The sequence below is a fragment of the Mycobacterium parmense genome (assembly GCF_010730575.1).
Classification (GTDB): Bacteria; Actinomycetota; Actinomycetes; order Mycobacteriales; family Mycobacteriaceae; genus Mycobacterium; species Mycobacterium parmense.
The window spans coordinates 4,605,369-4,623,352 of record NZ_AP022614.1; the positions used below are offsets into that span (position 1 = coordinate 4,605,369).

The window sequence follows — 17,984 nt, forward strand, 5'->3', positions numbered from 1 at the left end:
GCGCTGGGCGCATGCCGCGCGCGGCCATTATGCACAGTCCCGTCTCTATCCACAGATCGCGCCTTTGGGACTGGTGTCCCAACGTCTCGCTCACGCACGGTGGATGCATGACTGGCATCTCCCGAACCCCGGCGGCCGCATCCGCGGGCGTGCTCGCGGTGCTGAGCGAGACGGAATTGCGGGACGAGTTGGACCGGGTGGCGGCGGCCGTCGGGGTACGGGTGGTGCATGCCGGCGGGCGGTCCCCGGTCAGCCGCAAGACCTGGTCGGCGGCAGCGGCCGTGGTGCTCGACGAGGCCGCCGCGGCGAACTTCGGGCGCGCGGGGATGCCGCGGCGTGCCCACGTGACGGTGTTGACCGCTGCCGAGCCCCTGACCGCGACGTGGTCGGCCGCGGTCGCGGCCGGCGCCGGGCAGGGTTCTGCGGCTGCCCGGGCAGGAGCGCGAACTGATCTGCGAACTCGCCGACGCGGGTGAATCGTCGCGCGACGGCCGGTCGCGCGGGCACGCCCTGGCCGTCGTCGGGGGCTGCGGCGGGGCCGGCGCCTCGGTGCTCGCCGTCGCGCTCGCGCAGGCCGCCGCCGCCGCGCTGCTGGTGGACCTCGACCCATGGGGCGGCGGCCTCGATCTGCTGGTGGGCGGCGAGAACACGCCGGGCTTGCGCTGGCCGGACCTGGCGCTGCAGGGAGGCCGGCTGACCTGGTCGGCCGTGCGCGAGGCACTCCCGCGGCACCGGGGTGTCAGCCTGCTTTCGGGCACGCGGCGCGGCTGGGAGCCGGACGCGGGACCGGTGCACGCCGTCGTCGACGCCGGCAAGCGCGGGGGCGTCACCGTGGTCTGCGACCTCCCCCGGCGGCTGACCGACGCCGCGCAGGCCGCAGTGGACTCCGCCGACCTGGTCGTCGTCGTCTGTCGCGCGGACGTGCGCGCATGCGCCGCGACGGGGGCCTTGGCACCGCTGCTGGCCGCGGTCAACCCCAACCTGGGTTTGGTGGTGCGTGGCCCGTCGCCCGGCGGGTTGCGGGCGGCGGAGATCGCCGACGTCACCGGGCTGCCGTTGCTGGCCTCGATCCGAGCCCAGCCGCAACTCGCCGAGCAGGCCGAACGCGGCGGCCTGCGGTTGGGCGGGCGCTCCGCGCTGACGGTCGCGGCGCGCCGGGTGCTGGCCGTGCTGCCCGGTGTGGGCTCGTCGATCGGCAGGGCGGCGTGAGCGGCTCGCTGATCGAGCGGGTGCGCGAGCGGTTGGCGGCCGACGCGGCGCCGCCGGGGTCAGCCCTGCGCCCCAGCGTCGTGGCGGCCGCCATCCGGGCCGAGTCGGGCGGGATGCTGGGTGACACCGAGGTGCTGGCCAACCTGCGAGTGCTGCAGACCGAGCTGACCGGCGCCGGCATCCTCGAGCCGTTGCTGTGCGCCGACGGCACCACGGATGTGCTGGTGACCGCGCCCGACGCGGTGTGGGTCGACGATGGAAACGGGTTGCGGCGCAGCAACATCCGGTTCCCCGATGAGGCGGCGGTGCGCCGGCTGGCGCAGCGGCTGGCGCTGGCCGCGGGCCGGCGCCTCGACGACGCGCAGCCCTGGGTGGACGGCCAGCTGACCGGCATCGGCGCCGGGGCGTTCGCGGTCCGCCTGCACGCGGTGTTGCCGCCGGTGGCGGCCGCGGGCACCTGCCTGTCGCTGCGGGTGTTGCGTCCGGCCAGCCAGGATCTGGCGGCCCTGACCGCGGCGGGCGCCGTGCCTCCGGACGCCGCCGTGCTGGTCGCCGACATCATCGCCGCGCGGCTGGCGTTCTTGGTGTGCGGCGGGACCGGGGCGGGCAAGACGACCCTGCTGGCGGCGATGCTGGGCGCGGTCGCGCCCACGGAGCGGATCGTCTGCGTCGAGGATGCCGCCGAGCTCGCGCCGCGGCACCCGCACCTGGTCAAGCTGGTCGCGCGGTGCGCCAACGTCGAGGGCGCCGGCGAGGTGCCGCTGCGCGAACTCGTCCGGCAGGCGTTGCGGATGCGGCCCGACCGCATCGTGGTCGGCGAGGTCCGCGGCGCCGAAGTGGTCGACCTGCTGGCGGCGCTGAACACCGGCCACGACGGCGGGGCCGGCACCGTGCACGCCAACAGTCCGGGCGAGGTGCCCGCGCGCCTGGAGGCGCTCGGAGCGCTCGGCGGCCTGGACCGGGCGGCGCTGCACAGCCAGCTCGCCGCCGCGGTTCAGGTGCTGTTGCACGTCACCCGCGACCGCTCCGGGCGGCGCCGGCTCGGTGAGATCGCCGTGCTGCGCGAGACGCAGGGGCGGGTGCGCGCGGTCACCGCGTGGCACGCGGACCGCGGGTCGACCGACGACGCCGCGTATCTGCACCGGCTGCTGACCAGCCGGCTGTCCGCATGAGCGGCCTTTCGGTCGCCGCGGCGCTGTCGGCGATCGCGCTGCTCGTCCTTCCCCCGTCACCGCGGCGCCGGCTGGCCGCGGATTCGCCGGTCCGCCGGCGCATCCCCGCGCCGGGGCCGGGCGGGGTCGCTCTGGCCGCGACGTGCGCCGTCGGCCTGGCCGCACTGCTGTTGCCGCTCACGACCGTGCTGGCCGCCGCCGCGATCGGGGCGACCACGGGCCTGCGCTACCGCCGCCGCCTCCGCGCGCGGCGCGCGACGCGCGAGGGCCACACGCTGGGGACCGCACTGGATGTGCTGGTCGGCGAACTGCGGGTCGGTTCGCATCCGGTGCGGGCCTTTCGGGTGGCCGCCGGCGAGACGGCCGGCGCGGTGGCCGAGTCGTTGGGCGCCGTCGCGGCGAGGGCCGGACTGGGAGCCGACGTCGCTGCCGGGCTGCGCGCCGCGGCACGCTCGTCGGCCCTGCCCGCGCAGTGGGGCCGACTCGCGGTGTGCTGGCAGCTGGCCGGTGACCACGGGCTGGCGATCGCCACGCTGATGCGCGCGGCGCAACGCGATATCGCGGCGCGACAACGGTTCTCGGGGTCGGTGTCGTCCAGCATGGCCGGGGCACGCGCCACCGCCACGATCCTGGCCGGCCTGCCGGTGCTCGGGGTGCTGCTGGGTGAGCTGATCGGCGCACGGCCGCTGCGGTTCCTGCTCGGTGGGCATGCGGGCGGGTGGTTGTTGGTCGTCGGGTCGACGCTGGCCTGCGCCGGTCTGCTGTGGTCGGACCGCATCACCGACCGGATTGCGTCATGACGATCGCGGCCGTGCTGCTCGCGCTGGCGCTGTGGGCCGGCCCCGGCCCGGCGCAGGTGCGGTCGCGCGCCGGGGCGCCCCCCGGCGGCCGTCGCCGGGAGCCGCGGGACGGGCCCGCCCACGGCCCCGATCCGCTGGCGGTCGCATCCAGTCTCGACGTGCTGGCGGTGTGCCTGGGCGCCGGCATGGCGGTGCCCGTCGCCGCGGCGGCCGCCGCCGAGTCCGCACCGCCGGCGCTGGCGCGGATATTGCGCCGCGCCGGCGCCCTGCTGGCCCTGGGGGCCGATCCCGCCGTGGCGTGGTCGGTTCCGGCTGGACTGCCGGGCGGCGCGGTCGACGCTCAGATCGACGCGGTGCTGCGGCTCGCGCGCCGCTCGGCCTCCTCGGGCGCGGCGCTGGCCGATGCCGTCGCCGAATTGGCCGACCAGTGCCGCCACGACGCCGCGCACGCGGCGACCGCCGCCGCCGAGCGGGCCGGGGTGCTGATCGCCGGACCGCTCGGGCTGTGCTTTTTGCCGGCGTTCGTGTGCCTGGGCATCGCGCCGGTGGTCGCGGGTCTGGCCGGCGACGTCTTGCAGTCGGGCCTGCTATGAGCCGCGGGCGCAAAGCACACGAGAGGGGATGTATTGATGATCAACATGTTTCGCGCTTTCCTGGCACGCCTGACGGTCCTGGTGACCGACGAGTCGGGCATGTCGACCGTCGAGTACGCGATCGGCACTATCGCCGCGGCCGCCTTCGCCGCGATCCTGTACACCGTGGTCACCGGCGATTCCATCGTCTCGGCGCTGACCAACATCATCGCGCGCGCGCTGAACACGAAGGTCTAGCGGGCTGTGCGGGCGCCGGAACCGTCGAGGCCGCGCTGGCCGTCGCCGCGCTGGTGGTGGTGCTGGCGCTGTGCCTGGCCGGCCTCACGGCGGTGTCGATGCAGGTCCGCTGCGTCGACGCGGCCCGCGAGGCCGCACGGTTGGCGGCGCGCGGTGATCAGCGCTCGGCACTCGAGGCCGCCCACCGACTCGCGCCGGGCGGGGCGCGGGTCGATGTGCGCCGCGACGGCGATTTCCTGGTCGCCACGGTGGTCGCCCACTCGAAGCTTCTGCCCACCTTGGCCATTGGGGCAAAGGCGGTATCGGCCGCGGAGCCGCTGCGATGACCGGGGCGCGGCCACCGTGCTCGCGGCGGGGATGGTCATCGTGCTGCTGTGGGTCACCGGCGCGGGCGCCTACCTCGGCTCGGTGGTGGTCGCGCGGCACCGCGCGCAGGCGGCGGCCGACCTGGCCGCGTTGGCCGCCGCGACGCGCCTGCCTGCCGGGGAGGCGGCGGCCTGCGCCCGTGCGACGACGGTGGCCCGTGAGATGGGCGTCGACGGCGACCGGTGCGAGGTGGACGGTCTCGACGTGGTCGTCACGGTCCGGGTTGGCGTCCCGTTCGCCGGCGTCGCGCGGGCCGCCGCGCGGGCAGGTCCGGTCGACACGTTGTGATCACGTCGCCGAGTCGGGCAGTCCCGCCCCGGCGAGTTCCTCGGTGGTGGGCAGGCGCAGCGAGACCAACCCCGCGAAGGTCTCGGGTTCCAGTTCGATCCGGTTGACCGTGACGTGCACGGGCACCCAATCGGCGTCGTGGCCGGGCATCCGCAGCACGCGACTGGTCGCGCCGTCGGCGAATTCCTTTGTCATCGACGTCATCAGCCGCTCGTCGTCGGGGTGGACCTTCGGCTTGCCGGTCTCGATGGTGCCCTTCCAGTCGTAGAAGGTGCAGGGCTCGTCGAGCCACTTCAGCAGCGTCCAGTTGTTGAGGTCCACGAGGGCGCGGTGCACTCCGGCCTGCGCGAGGCCGCTGAGGATGCGTTGCGCCAGGTCGTCGGTCGACACCCCCGGGCCTTTGAGCTCGCAGCGCCAGTTGATGGCCCGCGCGACCAGGTGGTCGCGGCCGTCGGGCCCGGACTCGATCTTGGTGCGCGCAACGAACCCGATCCGGATCGGCGACCCTTGCCAGTCGGTGAGATCCCAAGTGCTGCAGAGGGTTTGGTCTGGCTTCGCTTTGACCGCCATGGCGAGCACCTTCGTCTCGTTCGGGTTAAGCTCGCGGGAGGGAAGGTCCTCGGCGAAAGCCCGGCCCAAGGTGACCTCGACCTCGGGATTCTTGCCGCTGTTGGTCAGCGACTCCCGGGTGTCGGTGGCCACGCCGAGGGTCAGATCCCACTTCAGCGGGCCGGGGGTCGGCCGCTCGGGGGGTTCGGCGTCGGCAGGGCCGGTCCAGACGTGCACGCCGTGGATGTAACCGTCGGACATCACGACCGGTTCGGTGCGGATCACGCGGTCACGCTTCGGGGTGATGCTGGTCAGGCTCTGGCCGGTCTGCAACGACTCGGCGATCGCCGTGCGGACCGCCGAGAGGTAGGGACTGCGGCGCAGAAACGAGGTGATCGGGACGAGATTCTTGAGTTGCCGCCCCTGGGCCACCACGGCGGGGTCACCCCCCAGCGTCTCCACGAGCAACCAGTCGTGGGCCATGCCGGTAGATTTTACGGGCGCGCGCGGCGCTTCTCGTCGACGCCTACGTTGCGGCCGGGCCGGACGCGCCCGCCGGCCGGATGCCGACGGGGTCTTCTCAGCGCCGCCGGCCTTTGCGCCGCGATCCGGCGTCGCCGACCGCTGCGGGACGGTTTGGCACCTTATCGCCGCAAAGCTGTTGTTCCGCGACAGGATTGGCGCGGGAATCGATCGCGGGCCGGCTAGATCAGCCCATCGGCACCGTTTGCGCCCAAGAGCAAGCCGGGTGTGCCGCCGGTTCCCGGGGCGCCGATGACGAGACCGACCCCGCCGTTGCCCCCGCCGCCGCCATTGCCGATCACCACGCTGGAGCCGCCGTTTCCGCCGGGACCGCCGTCCGTCTGACTGCCGCCGCCCTCGCCGCCGGAACCCCCATTGCCGACCAGGAAGGCGTTGCCGCCGGTCCCGCCCGCGCCGCCGGTGGCACCGACCCCGGCGGCCCCGCCGGTCCCGCCGTCACCGAGCAGTGGCGCTGTGCCGCCGGTTCCCCCGGTCCCGCCGGTTGCGGTGGCGCTGAACCCGCCGGCGCCGCCGGAGCCACCGTCGGAGAACAGCAGCCCCGCCTGGCCGCCGTGCCCGCCGCCACCGCCGCCGACCTGGCCGAAGCCGCCGTCACCGCCCATGCCGCCGCTGCCGAACAGTATCCCGGCGTTGCCCCCGGCCCCGCCGGTTCCGCCGGTGCCGGCCGCCCCGCTGGCACCGCCGAACCCGCCGTCGCCGCCCGCCCCGCCGAAGCCGCCCAGCAGGCCCGCGCTGCCGCCGGCTCCGCCCGCGCCCCCGACGCCGGCGTCGCCGACGCCACCGGCACCGCCGTGCCCGCCGCCGGCGCCGAAGAACCCGCTGAGCAGGCCCCCGGCCCCGCCGGTCCCGCCTGCCCCGCCGGAGCCGCCGGCGTCGTCGAACAGCGCGATCCCGCCGGCACCCCCGACGCCGCCCCCGCCGATCAGCCCGCCGGCGCCGCCGACCCCGCCGGCACCCGCCGTGCTGGCGTCGCTGAATCCGCCGGCCCCGCCGACCCCGCCGTCGCCGGAGAACAAGCCGCCCATCCCACCGGCCCCACCGGCGCCGCCGCCGGCGGTCAACGAGCTCGCGCCGGCCCCGCCGGCGCCGCCGACTCCCAGCAGCCCCGCGGCCCCGCCGGCGCCGCCGGCCTGGCCCGACCCGCCGGCACCTGAGCCGCCGGCGCCGCCGTCACCGATCAACCAGCCGCCCGGCGTTCCGTTCTGGCCGCTTCCCGGGGCCGCGTTGACGCCGTTGCCGATCAGCGGGCGGCCGGTGAGCGCCTCGGCGGGCAGATTGACCGCGTTGAACACCGGCTGCAGTGGGGAGGCGACACCGTCGACGCCAGGTGTGCCCGTGGCCGGGCCGCTGCCACCTTCGCCGGCGATGCCGGGTGTGCCGATCAGCGCGGCGCCGCCGCCGTTACCCCCGGCGCCGCCGGCGGTGAAGCCCTCGCCGCCGGCGCCGCCCGCGCCACCCACGCCCACCAGCAGGTTTGCGCTGCCGCCGGTTCCGCCGGCCCCGCCGGTCGTGAGACCGATTCCGCCGGCACCACCCGTCCCGCCACCACCGAACAGGCCACCGTTGCCGCCGGCGCCACCCGCCCCGCCGGTGACTCCGGAGACGCCGCCGGCGCCGCCCGTGCCGCCGCTGGAGAACATCAGACCCGCCTGGCCGCCGTTGCCGCCGGCTCCGCCGACGCCCGTTCCGCTGTGCCCGCCGGTCCCGCCCGCGCCACCGGCGCCGAAGACCAGGCCGGCGTTGCCGCCCGTGCCGCCGGCCCCGCCGGCCGGGCCGCCGCTGTATCCGCCGGCGCCCCCACTGCCGCCGGGACCGGCGAGCAGGCCGGCGTTGCCGCCGGCGCCGCCGGTGCCCCCGACGCCGCCGCCGCTGAGCCCGCCCGCGCCGCCGTCGCCGCCACCCGCACCGACCAGCCCGCTAAACAATCCGCCCGTCCCGCCGGCGCCGCCGGTCCCGCCGACCGAACCGGCGGCGGTGCTGGGATCGGCGCCACCGGCGCCGCCCGCCCCGCCTGCCCCGAACAGGCCGCCGGCCCCCCCGGCGCCACCCGTCCCGGCCGTCCCGAAGAAGTTGTAACCGCCGGTGCCGCCGACGCCGCCGTTGCCCCACAGCAGCCCGCCGGTCCCGCCGGCGCCACCGGCCCCGCCGCCGGACCCGCCGCTCCCCCCGGCGCCGCCGGTGCCGATCAGCCCGGCGGCTCCGCCGTTGCCGCCGTTCTGGCCCGCCGCGCCCGCGCTGCCGGTGCCGCCGTTGCCCAGCAGCCAACCGCCGGGCGCGCCGTTCTGGCCCGAGCCGGGAGCCGCGTTGGCGCCGTTGCCGATCAGCGGGCGCCCGGTGAGGGCCAGGCTGGGCGCGTTGATCAGGCCGAGCAGGTCCTGTCCGATGGACTGGGCCGGATTGGCGCTCAACGCGCTGAGGTTGGCGGCCTCGGCGCTGGTGTAGGAGCCCGTGCTCGAGGTCAGCGCCTGCAGGAACTGGTCGTGGAACTCCGCCGCCCGCGCGCTGAGCGCCTGGAAACCCTGACCGTGGGCGGAGAACAGCGCGGCGATGGCCGTCGACACCTCGTCCTCGGCCGCGGCCGCCATCCCCGTCGTCTGGGGCGCGGCGGCCGCGTTGGCCGCGCTGATGGCCTCGCGGATGCGGGCTAGATTGCTGGAAGCCACCCCGAGTGCCTCCGGCACCGCCATCACAAACGACATCTCCGGCCTCCCAGACGGCACAAACGACGATTCAATCCTGGTCAACATATACGTACTTTTGGGATTGAGCAGACGCTTTATTTAAACCGAAAGTATTGTCGGTCACGGTGGCTGTGGCAAGGTCTGCCATGTTGTGCCCGCGGACGCCCGACGAGGTCGGAAATCACGTCGAGACTCGACGCGGTGCTGCGCCGCTGGGCGATCATGGCTGCGGCGAGTTCGGCACAACGCCGGATCCCCGCAGGTCGGAAGACCGAACCTGAACTCGGTCACGCCAACGAGCCGTTGATCCCCTGTTCGCCCAACAGCAGACCGGACGCGCCACCGACACCGGCGGCATCGGTCGTCGTCGCTCCAAGCCCCTGGTTTCCGCCGTCGCCGCCGTCGCCGATCGCCGCGCTCCCGCCGCCGCCTCCGCCCGCACCCGCGGCGGCCGGGCTGCTGCCGCCCTCGCCGCCGGCTCCGCCGTCGCCGAGCAAGAAGGTGTTCCCGCCGCTCCCACCGGCCCCTCCGGAGGCGGTACCGGCACCACCGGCGCCGCCGGCACCGCCGGTCCCGCCGTCGCCAACAAGGAAGGCGTTACCGCCGGTTCCACCGGCGCCGCCCGCGGCGACAATGCTGAATCCGCCGCTGCCGCCGGCGCCGCCGTCGGAGAAGAGCGCGCCCGCGGTGCCGCCGGTCCCGCCGGCACCGCCATCCCCGGTCACGCCGGCTCCGCCGATCCCGCCCTGTCCGCCGCCGCCGACCAGCACACCTGCACTGCCCCCGCTTCCTCCGGCGCCGCCGACCACGCCGACGGCGCCATCCCCGCCCGCACCGCCGGGCCCGGCAAGTGGGCCGGCGCTGCCGCCGGCGCCGCCGGCGCCGCCAATGCCGTCGTCGCTCACTCCGCCGAGGCCACCATGCCCCCCGCCGGCGCCGATCAGCCCGCCGAGCACCCCGCCGGTCCCGCCTGCCCCGCCTGCGCCCCCGGCACCGCCGATATCGGTCGACAGGGCGACCCCGCCGGCTCCGCCGCCCCCGCCACTTCCGAGCAGCCCGCCGGCCCCGCCGGCTCCGCCGGCCCCCGCGGTGCCGGCGGATATGGCGATTCCGCCGTCCCCGCCAACCCCGCCGACGCCGGATATCAGCCCGCCCGCACCGCCGGCTCCGCCGGCTCCGCCAGGCCCGCCCGAGCTTGCGCCGGCCCCGCCGGCCCCACCGGCGCCGCCCGCGCCCAGGAGCCCCGCGGCGCCGCCGGAGCCGCCGCCCTGACCCGTCATCCCCGTGCCTGAGCCGCCCGCGCCCCCGTCACCGAGCAACCACCCGCCGGCGGTGCCGTTTTGACCGGATCCCGGGGCCGCGCTGACCCCGTCGCCGATCAGTGGCCGCCCGGTGGCAGCCTCGACGGGCCCGTTGATGGCGTCGAATGCCGGCTGCAACGGCGAGCCCGCGCCGCCGAGGCCGGCGCTGCCGATGGCGGGGCCGAACCCGCCCTCGCCGGCGGTGCCGGGGGTGCCGATCAGCGCGGTGGCGCCCGCGTTGCCGCCGGCGCCACCGGCGGTGAAGCCCTCGCCGCCGGCGCCGCCGGCCCCACCGACACCCACGAGTAGGTCGGCGCTGCCGCCGGCCCCACCGGCTCCGCCGGTGCCGGCACTGACTCCGCCGGCCCCGCCGGCTCCGCCCACCCCGAATAGCCCGCCTGCACCGCCGGTCCCGCCGGCCCCGCCGGTCAACCCGGCCACTCCGCCGCCCCCGCCGGCCCCGCCACTGGACAACAGCAGCCCGGCGTTGCCGCCCGCGCCGCCCACTCCGCCCGTGCCGGTGCCGCTGTGTCCGCCGGTCCCGCCGCCTCCGCCAGGGCCGAACACCAGGCCGGCGTTGCCGCCGGCCCCGCCGGCCCCGCCGATCGCGGCGGCGCTGTATCCGCCCGTCCCGCCGGCGCCACCCGAACCGGCGAGCAGGCCGGCGTTGCCGCCGGCACCACCGGCACCGCCGGCACCCGTGCCGCTGATTCCGCCGGCTCCGCCGTCCCCGCCACCCGCGTCGAAGAGCCCGCCGAGTAGGCCGCCGGTTCCACCGGCTCCTCCGGCCCCGCCGCCCCCGACGTTGGGCGCCGCCCCGCCTGCTCCACCCGCCCCGCCGGCTCCGAACAACCCGCCGGTGCCACCGGTGCCACCGGCCCCGCCGGCGCCGGCGAGGTCGTATCCGCCCGCGCCTCCGCTTCCGCCGCTGCCCCACAGCAGTCCGCCGGCCCCGCCCGTTCCGCCGGCGCCGCCGCCTGCACCGCCGGCGCCACCGACACCGCCGGTGCCGATCAGGCCCGCGACCCCGCCGTTGCCGCCGTTCTGGCCCGCCGCACCGGATCCGCCCGCGCCGCCGTTGCCGATCAGCCAGCCGCCGGCCGCGCCGCTTTGCCCGGTACCCGCGGCCCCGTTGGCGCCGTTGCCGATCAGCGGGCGCCCGGTTAGCGCCAGGCTGGGCGCGTTGATCAAGGTGGTCAGGTCCTGACCCATCGTCTGCGCCGGATTGGCGGCAAACGCCGCGACATTGGCGGTCTCCGCGTCGACATAGGACCCCGCACCCGCGCTCAGTGTCTGCACGAACTGGTCGTGAAACGCCGCCGCCTGCGCGCTGAGCGCGTGAAAGCTGCTGCCGTGTGCCGAGAACAGTGCCGCGATGGCCGTCGACACCTCGTCCTCGGCCGCGGCCATCATCCCCGTGGTCCGGGCGGCCGCGGCCGCGTTGGCCGCGGTGATCGCCTCGCCGATGCTGGCCAGATCGCCGGACGCCACCCCCAGGCCCTCCGGCACCGCCATCACAAACGACACTCCGGCCTCCCCTGCACGGCGCACACTACGGTTCAGACGAAGCCAAGGTATACGTACTTTTGGCACCCGGCGACCGCAGAAAACCAACTACCAGTATCGAATTGGTGTACAGTTAACGGATTGGCGTGTGCCGCTGGTGAATGTCGCCGAGCTGGAATTCGAAAGATCGCGCTATGTTCAGGCCGCTTCCGCCCCCAACTCCGCGAGCACCAGCCGCAGCACCAGCACGGCCCCCGCCTTGTCCAGCGGGTCGTTGCCGTTGCCGCACTTGGGCGACTGCACGCACGACGGGCAGCCCCGTGGGCACTCGCACGCCGCGATGGCGTCCGCGGTTGCGCCCAGCCAGGTGCGGGCGCGCCGGAAGCCCCGCTCGGCGAAGCCCGCCCCACCCGGGTAGCCGTCGTAGACGAACACGCTGGGAAGGCCGGCGGCATCCGGCCCGATGGCGGTGGACATGCCGCCGATGTCGCCGCGGTCGCAGCTGGCCACCAGCGGCAGCAGCCCGATCGCGGCGTGCTCGGCGGCATGCAACGAGCCGGGGATGCGCGGGGCGTCGATTCCCTTCTGCAGCAACGCTTCCGGGGTGATCGTGTACATGACGGCGGTGGTGGCCAGCGTGCGTTCGGGCATCTCCAGCTCGATGAAGTCGATCACCTCGCCGTTGAGCCGGCGGCGCAGATACCCGACCATGCGGTGGGTGACCCGGACGGGGACCAGACCCAGGGTGACGGGCCCGAACTCGTGACGTTCGCCCGCACCGGTGACGGCGATGTCGGTGAGTTCCCTGGCGAACGTGGCATAGCCGGGATCCTCGGCGTGGACGAACGCGATCCCGTCCTCGAGGTCCAGGGAGTCGACGACGTAGCTCTCACCCTGATGCAGGTACACCGCGCCGGGGTGCACCGAGGCCGGGGCCCGGTCGGCGCCGACGCTGCCCAGCAACCGGCCGGTATCGGCCTCCACGATGACGATCTGCGTGCCGGCCGAGCCCCGAATGTCCACGGCCGCGTGCGGTTGGAGCCCCGCGGCCGGGAAGTACCGGCCGTTGCGTACCCGCAGCAGGCCATCCTCGACCAGGCCCCGGGCCACCTCGGTGGCCCCGAAAGCGGAGATCTCGGCCGCGTCGAGCGGCATTTCACAAGCAGCACAGAGCAATTGGGGGCCCAGCAGGTAGGGGTTGGCGGGGTCGATCACGACCCGCTCGACGGGTTTGCCCAGCAGCGCGGCGGGATTGTGCACCAGGTAGGTGTCCAGCGGATCGTCGCGGGCGATCAGCACCACCAGCGCGCCCTGCCCGCGCCGGCCCGAGCGCCCGGCCTGCTGCCAGAACGAGGCCACCGTGCCAGGGAAACCGGCGAGCACCACCGCGTCCAGCCCGGCGATGTCGACGCCCAACTCCAGTGCGTTGGTGGTGGCCAGGCCGCGTAACCGGCCCTCGGCGAGGGCGCGCTGAAGCGCGGCGCGGTCCTCGGGCAGGTAGCCGGCCCGATACGACGCGACCCGTGGTGACAATTCGGGGGCGATCTCGTCGAGCCGGGCCTGCGCGCCCAGCGCGGTCAACTCCGCGGCGCGGCGCGACCGTACGAACGTCAGCGTCTGCGCCCCCTCGGCGACCAGGTCGGCCATCACCCGCGCCGCCTCCGCCCCGGCCGAGCTGCGCACCGGTGCGCCGTTCTCACCGATCAGGTCGGTGCGCAGGGCGGGCTCCCACAACGCCACCGTTCGGGATCCCTGCGGGGAGCCGTCGTCGGTGACCTCCTCGACCGGGCGGCCGATCAGCTCGGCGGCCGTCGCCCCCGGTGCATCCGTTGTCGCGCTGGCGAAAACGAACGTCGGGGTGGCGGAGTAGCGCGCGCACAGGCGCAACAGGCGCCGCAGCACCATCGCCACATTGGAACCGAAAACGCCTCGGTAGTAGTGACATTCGTCGACAACGACAAACCGCAGCCCCCGCAGCAGCGCGGCCCAGCGGGCGTGGTTGCGCAGGATCGACAAATGGATCATGTCGGGGTTGGAGAACAGCCACCGAGACCGCTCGCGCGCGAAACGCCTTACTTCGCTTGCGCTGTCGCCGTCGTAGGCGGTGGGCGCGACCCCGAAACCAGGATCGCGCAGCCGCGGGACGGCCGCGGTGAGCGCGGTCGCCGCGCGCAGCTGGTCGTGCCCCAGTGCCTTCGTGGGCGACAGATAAAGCACCCGCGCCCGCGGGTCGGTCGCCAGCGCATTGAGGACGGGAAGCTGGTAGGCCAGCGACTTGCCCGACGCGGTGCCGGTGCTGAGGACCACGTGGCGCCCGGCGTGGGCCAGGTCCGCGGCCGCGGATTGGTGCGACCAGGGCGCGGCGATGCCGCGGTCGGTGAACGCGCGGACGACGTCGGGCTCGGCCCACGCCGGCCAGCCGGCCGGCCGGCCGCCGCGCGCCGGCAGTTCCGCGACATGGCGCAGCGGGTGCTCGTCTGCCGCCGTGCCGGCGAGTGCGACGGCCAGCAGGTCGCTGCCGAAGGTCGCCATGAGAAGTCCTTTCGGAATCCATCCGACGTAGAAGTCTGTCGTCGACGCGACGAACGTGGTTGGATGATTGCGGTCGCAGCTTCTGTGTTCGTGTCAAACTTTCGCAGGATCGACGTTGCGGCCGCGGTTCCTGCGAGGTTAATCGGTCGGGTGAAGTTCCGGCGACTGAGCGAGGTATGGCGGTCGTACCAGGCCCGGGGCATCGAAAGGCGATGCCCAGCACCCAGAAGAAAAGGAAAGATCGAGAGATGCCACAGGGAACTGTGAAGTGGTTCAACGCGGAGAAGGGCTTCGGGTTCATCGCTCCCGAAGACGGATCCGCGGATGTTTTTGTCCACTACACGGAGATCCAGGGTTCGGGCTTCCGCACCCTCGAAGAGAACCAGAAGGTCGAGTTCGAAATCGGCCACAGCCCGAAGGGGCCCCAGGCCACCGGAGTCCGCTCTCTGTAAAGAGGCGAACAGACTCTCCACGACACCCCCCAGCGCAGCCCGGTTCGACGGGCGCCGCCGGGGGGTTTTCGTTTTGCCGCGCCGCTCGCCTGGGCGCGCGCGCGGACGACCTGGCCTACTGTCGGTGGCGTGAGCCAGCTGTCGTTCTTCACCGCGGAGTCGGTGCCGCCGGCGGTCACCGATCTTTCCGGGGTGCTGGCGGCTTCGGGCCAGATCGTGCTGGTCGGCGCGCCGGCCCCGTGCGGCGCCCGGCTCTCGGTGGTGGTCGACCGGCTCTGGCGCGCCTCGGCGCTGGCCGAGATGATCAGGGAGGCCGGCCTGGCCGCCGAGATCGGGCGCACCGACGAGGACACCCCGCTGGTGCGGACCGACGTGAATCCGGCGTTGACGGGCCTGGCCGGCGAATGGACCCGAGGCGCGGTCAAGACGGTGCCTCCGCGCTGGCTGCCCGGTCCGCGCGAGCTGCGGGCGTGGACGCTGGCGGCCGGTCATCCCGAAGGGGAGCACTATCTGCTCGGCCTGGATCCGCACGCGCCCGACACCCATTCCCCGCTGGCGTCGGCGCTGATGCGGGTCGGGATCGCGCCGACCCTCATCGGCACCCGCGGGGGCCGGCCCGCGCTGCGGATCAGCGGCCGCCGGAGGTTGTCGCGCCTGGTAGAGAACGTGGGGGAACCACCCGAGGGAGTCGACGAGTTATCCCTGTGGCCGCGGGTATAACGGCTCCAGACGACCTGCCGTTGGGGCGGCCGGTTTGCGCAGTTCCGCCTCCGGGTGCGAAATTGTCAGGTGCCCCAAAGGTTCGAAGGAACGTCGACGTACCTGATTCTCCCGGAATTTCGTCGCTGACCTGTCATTCTTCTGGCGGGGCGGTTCCGCAGGGGGCCGGGTGAAAGAGATGGAGCGTAAGCGCAGTTGGCTGACCCGAAGCTGAAGGACCGCGAAAGCGGGCGAAATGGGAGCCGTAGGCGACTGGTGATCGTGGAGTCGCCGACCAAGGCGCGCAAATTGGCCGGCTATCTGGGCTCTTCGTACATCGTCGAGTCCTCCCGCGGCCACATCCGCGACCTGCCCCGGGCGGCCGCCGACGTCCCCGCGAAGTACAAATCGGAGCCGTGGGCCAGGCTCGGGGTCAACGTCGACGCCGACTTCGAGCCGCTCTACATCATCAGCCCGGAGAAAAAGCACACGGTCACCGAGCTCAGGGACCTGCTCAAGGGTGTCGACGAGCTCTACCTGGCCACGGACGGTGACCGCGAGGGCGAAGCCATCGCCTGGCACCTGCTGGAAACCCTGAAGCCGAATGTCCCGGTCAAGCGGATGGTGTTCCACGAGATCACCGAGCCGGCGATCCTCGAGGCCGCCGAGAACCCCCGCGACCTCGACATCGACCTGGTCGACGCGCAGGAGACGCGGCGCATCCTGGACCGGTTGTACGGCTACGAGGTCAGCCCGGTGCTGTGGAAGAAGGTGGCGCCGAGGCTTTCCGCCGGCCGCGTCCAATCGGTGGCCACCCGTATCATCGTGCAGCGCGAGCGCGACCGCATGGCGTTCCGCAGCGCTTCCTACTGGGACATCGTCGCCCAGCTCGACGCCAGCGTCTCCGACGCGAAGGCCCAGCCACCCACCTTCTCCGCCCGGCTGACCTCGGTGGACGGCCTGCGCGTGGCCTCCGGACGCGACTTCGACTCCCTGGGCCAGCTGCGTAAGGCCGACGAGGTCACCGTGCTCGACGAGGCGCGGGCCACCGAGCTGGCCGAGGGCCTGCGAGGGGCCCAGCTCAACGTCGCGTCGGTCGAGGAGAAGCCCTACACGCGGCGTCCGTACGCGCCGTTCATGACGTCGACGCTGCAGCAGGAGGCGGGCCGCAAGCTGCGGTTCTCCTCGGAGCGCACGATGAGCATCGCGCAGCGGCTGTACGAGAACGGCTACATCACCTACATGCGTACCGACTCGACGACGTTGTCGGAATCGGCCATCAACGCCGCACGCACCCAGGCGCGTCAGCTCTACGGCGCGGAGTACGTCTCGCCGTCACCGCGCCAGTACACCCGCAAGGTCAAAAACGCGCAGGAGGCCCACGAGGCCATCCGGCCCGCCGGCGACACCTTCGCCACGCCCGACGCGGTGCGCCGCGAACTCGACGGCGACGAATTCCGGCTCTACGAGCTGATCTGGCAGCGCACGGTGGCCTCGCAGATGGCCGACGCGCGCGGTACCACGCTGAGCCTGCGGATCAACGGCAGAGTCCAGGCCGCGCAGACAAGGGAAGTGCAGTTCTCGGCCAGCGGCCGCACGATCACCTTCGCGGGCTTCCTCAAGGCCTACGTGGAGACCGTGGACGAGCTGGTCGGCGGCGAGGCCGACGACGCCGAAAGCCGGCTGCCGCAGCTGACCCAGGGGCAGCGCCTCGACGTCCTCGAGCTCCACCCCGACGGTCACGCCACCAACCCGCCCGCCCGGTACACCGAGGCGTCGCTGGTCAAGGCGCTCGAGGAGTTGGGGATCGGGCGCCCTTCGACGTACTCGTCGATCATCAAGACCATCCAGGACCGCGGCTACGTGCACAAGAAGGGCAGCGCGCTGGTGCCGTCGTGGGTGGCGTTCGCCGTGACGGGTCTGCTGGAGCAGCACTTCGGCCGGCTGGTCGACTACGACTTCACCGCCGCCATGGAGGACGAGCTCGACGCGATCGCCTCGGGCCAGGAGCGGCGCACCGACTGGCTCAACAACTTCTACTTCGGCGGCGAGCACGGGGTGGCCGACTCGGTGGCCCGCTCCGGCGGCCTGAAGAAGCTGGTCGGGGTCAACCTCGAGGGCATCGACGCGCGAGAAGTCAACTCCATCAAGCTGTTCGACGACGAGCAGGGCCGTCCGGTCTATGTCCGGGTGGGCAAGAACGGGCCGTACCTGGAGCGCATGGTCACCGGCGACCCCGATGATCCCAGCGGTGAGCTCAAGCCGCAGCGCGCCAACCTCAACGACTCGCTGACCCCCGACGAGCTGACGCTGGAGGTGGCCGAGGAGCTCTTCGCCACCCCACAGGAGGGCCGCTCCCTGGGGGTGGATCCGGAGACGGGCCACGAGATCGTCGCCAAGGACGGCAGGTACGGGCCGTACGTGACCGAGATCCTGCCCGAGCCGCCCGGCGGCGACGACGGCAGCGCCGGCACCCCGGCCAAGAAGGGCAAGAAACCCACCGGGCCCAAGCCCAGGACCGGTTCGCTGCTGCGCAGCATGGACCTGCAGACCGTCACCCTCGAGGACGCGCTCAAACTGCTGTCGCTGCCCCGGGTGGTCGGCGTCGACCCGCAGACCGGCGAGGAGATCACCGCGCAGAACGGCCGTTACGGCCCATACCTGAAGCGCGGCACGGACTCTCGCTCACTGGCGACCGAGGACCAGATCTTCGGGATCACTCTCGACGAGGCGCTGAAGATCTACGCCGAGCCCAAGCGCCGCGGCAGGCAGAGCGCGGCCGCGCCGCCGCTGCGCGAACTGGGCACCGACCCGGCGTCGGGCAAGCCGATGGTGGTCAAGGACGGCCGGTTCGGGCCGTACGTCACCGACGGCGAGACCAACGCGAGCCTGCGCAAGGGCGATGACGTCGCGTCCATCACCGACGAGCGCGCCGCCGAGCTGCTGGCCGACCGCAGGGCGCGGGGCCCCGCCAAGCGGCCCGCCAAGAAAGCCGCCCGCAAGGCGCCGGCCAAGAAGGCCCCGGCCAAGCGGGCCGCGAAGAAGACCTGACCGCG

Annotated in this window: 13 protein-coding genes and 1 pseudogene; 10 read left to right on the top strand and 4 right to left on the bottom strand. The window is 74.1% G+C overall.

All coding sequences use genetic code 11. From position 1 onward, the window contains the following. Window positions 1-107 precede the first annotated feature (107 nt). From ssd to G6N48_RS21365, 7 genes and pseudogenes are all read left to right on the top strand, one after another. Window positions 108-1,209 (top strand): annotated as a pseudogene (ssd, locus tag G6N48_RS21335) (septum site-determining protein Ssd). Further along, complete coding sequence (locus G6N48_RS21340; protein ID WP_085269148.1) at window positions 1,206-2,381, top strand: TadA family conjugal transfer-associated ATPase; 1,176 nt, start codon at window positions 1,206-1,208, stop codon at window positions 2,379-2,381. The pseudogene ssd and the gene G6N48_RS21340 overlap by 4 nt, the downstream one beginning before the upstream one ends. After that, the gene (locus G6N48_RS21345) at window positions 2,378-3,181 is read left to right on the top strand and encodes a type II secretion system F family protein (protein WP_085269149.1); all 804 of its coding nucleotides are present in this window, start codon (window positions 2,378-2,380) and stop codon (window positions 3,179-3,181) included. The genes G6N48_RS21340 and G6N48_RS21345 overlap by 4 nt, the downstream gene beginning before the upstream one ends. Next, complete coding sequence (locus tag G6N48_RS21350; protein ID WP_179969898.1) at window positions 3,178-3,774, top strand: type II secretion system F family protein; 597 nt, start codon at window positions 3,178-3,180, stop codon at window positions 3,772-3,774. The genes G6N48_RS21345 and G6N48_RS21350 overlap by 4 nt, the downstream gene beginning before the upstream one ends. 36 nt (window positions 3,775-3,810) lie before the next feature. Next, window positions 3,811-4,011 (top strand): DUF4244 domain-containing protein, encoded by a 201-nt coding sequence (locus G6N48_RS21355; RefSeq protein ID WP_085269158.1) that lies wholly within the window; start codon window positions 3,811-3,813, stop codon window positions 4,009-4,011. 50 nt (window positions 4,012-4,061) lie between these two features. Further along, window positions 4,062-4,337, top strand: a complete 276-nt coding sequence (locus G6N48_RS21360) for a TadE family type IV pilus minor pilin (RefSeq protein ID WP_372511367.1) — start codon at window positions 4,062-4,064, stop codon at window positions 4,335-4,337. A gap of 16 nt (window positions 4,338-4,353) precedes the next feature. Beyond that, a complete protein-coding gene (locus G6N48_RS21365; protein WP_232066676.1) occupies window positions 4,354-4,665 on the top strand; it encodes an Rv3654c family TadE-like protein in 312 nt (103 codons plus the stop codon). Here G6N48_RS21365 and G6N48_RS21370 read toward each other — a convergent pair whose 3' ends face one another. From G6N48_RS21370 to G6N48_RS21385, 4 genes are all read right to left on the bottom strand, one after another. Next, the gene (locus tag G6N48_RS21370) at window positions 4,666-5,697 is read right to left on the bottom strand and encodes a PAS domain-containing protein (protein ID WP_085269151.1); all 1,032 of its coding nucleotides are present in this window, start codon (window positions 5,695-5,697) and stop codon (window positions 4,666-4,668) included. It lies immediately after the preceding gene. Between the two features lie 221 nt (window positions 5,698-5,918). Next, window positions 5,919-8,456 (bottom strand): PE family protein, encoded by a 2,538-nt coding sequence (locus tag G6N48_RS21375; RefSeq protein WP_163670895.1) that lies wholly within the window; start codon window positions 8,454-8,456, stop codon window positions 5,919-5,921. 269 nt (window positions 8,457-8,725) lie between these two features. Continuing rightward, window positions 8,726-11,266: a PE family protein gene (locus G6N48_RS21380; RefSeq protein WP_232066677.1), complete on the bottom strand. Its 2,541-nt coding sequence runs from the start codon at window positions 11,264-11,266 to the stop codon at window positions 8,726-8,728. Window positions 11,267-11,443: 177 nt separating this feature from the next. After that, entirely contained in the window at window positions 11,444-13,777 is a 2,334-nt protein-coding gene (locus G6N48_RS21385) for a DEAD/DEAH box helicase (protein WP_085267341.1), read from the bottom strand. Window positions 13,778-14,025: 248 nt separating this feature from the next. Here G6N48_RS21385 and cspA point away from each other — a divergent pair, with 248 nt between their 5' ends. The 3 genes from cspA (at window position 14,026) to topA (ending at window position 17,979) form a co-directional block, all read left to right on the top strand. Further along, the gene (cspA, locus tag G6N48_RS21390) at window positions 14,026-14,229 is read left to right on the top strand and encodes a cold shock protein CspA (protein ID WP_007772268.1); all 204 of its coding nucleotides are present in this window, start codon (window positions 14,026-14,028) and stop codon (window positions 14,227-14,229) included. Window positions 14,230-14,358: 129 nt separating this feature from the next. Continuing rightward, window positions 14,359-14,949 (top strand): hypothetical protein, encoded by a 591-nt coding sequence (locus G6N48_RS21395; protein WP_085267342.1) that lies wholly within the window; start codon window positions 14,359-14,361, stop codon window positions 14,947-14,949. A gap of 195 nt (window positions 14,950-15,144) precedes the next feature. Next, window positions 15,145-17,979 (top strand): type I DNA topoisomerase, encoded by a 2,835-nt coding sequence (gene topA / locus G6N48_RS21400; RefSeq protein ID WP_085267343.1) that lies wholly within the window; start codon window positions 15,145-15,147, stop codon window positions 17,977-17,979. The last annotated feature ends 5 nt before the right edge of the window (window positions 17,980-17,984 follow it).

What these genes read in the sequence shown, in the direction of transcription:
- G6N48_RS21345 (WP_085269149.1), top strand. Translation starts at nt 2,378, where the DNA reads ATGAGCGGCCTTTCGGTCGCCGCGGCGCTGTCGGCGATCGCGCTGCTC.
- G6N48_RS21350 (WP_179969898.1), top strand. Translation starts at nt 3,178, where the DNA reads ATGACGATCGCGGCCGTGCTGCTCGCGCTGGCGCTGTGGGCCGGCCCC.
- G6N48_RS21355 (WP_085269158.1), top strand. Translation starts at nt 3,811, where the DNA reads ATGATCAACATGTTTCGCGCTTTCCTGGCACGCCTGACGGTCCTGGTG.
- G6N48_RS21370 (WP_085269151.1), bottom strand. Translation starts at nt 5,697, where the DNA reads ATGGCCCACGACTGGTTGCTCGTGGAGACGCTGGGGGGTGACCCCGCC.
- G6N48_RS21375 (WP_163670895.1), bottom strand. Translation starts at nt 8,456, where the DNA reads ATGTCGTTTGTGATGGCGGTGCCGGAGGCACTCGGGGTGGCTTCCAGC.
- G6N48_RS21385 (WP_085267341.1), bottom strand. Translation starts at nt 13,777, where the DNA reads ATGGCGACCTTCGGCAGCGACCTGCTGGCCGTCGCACTCGCCGGCACG.
- cspA (WP_007772268.1), top strand. Translation starts at nt 14,026, where the DNA reads ATGCCACAGGGAACTGTGAAGTGGTTCAACGCGGAGAAGGGCTTCGGG.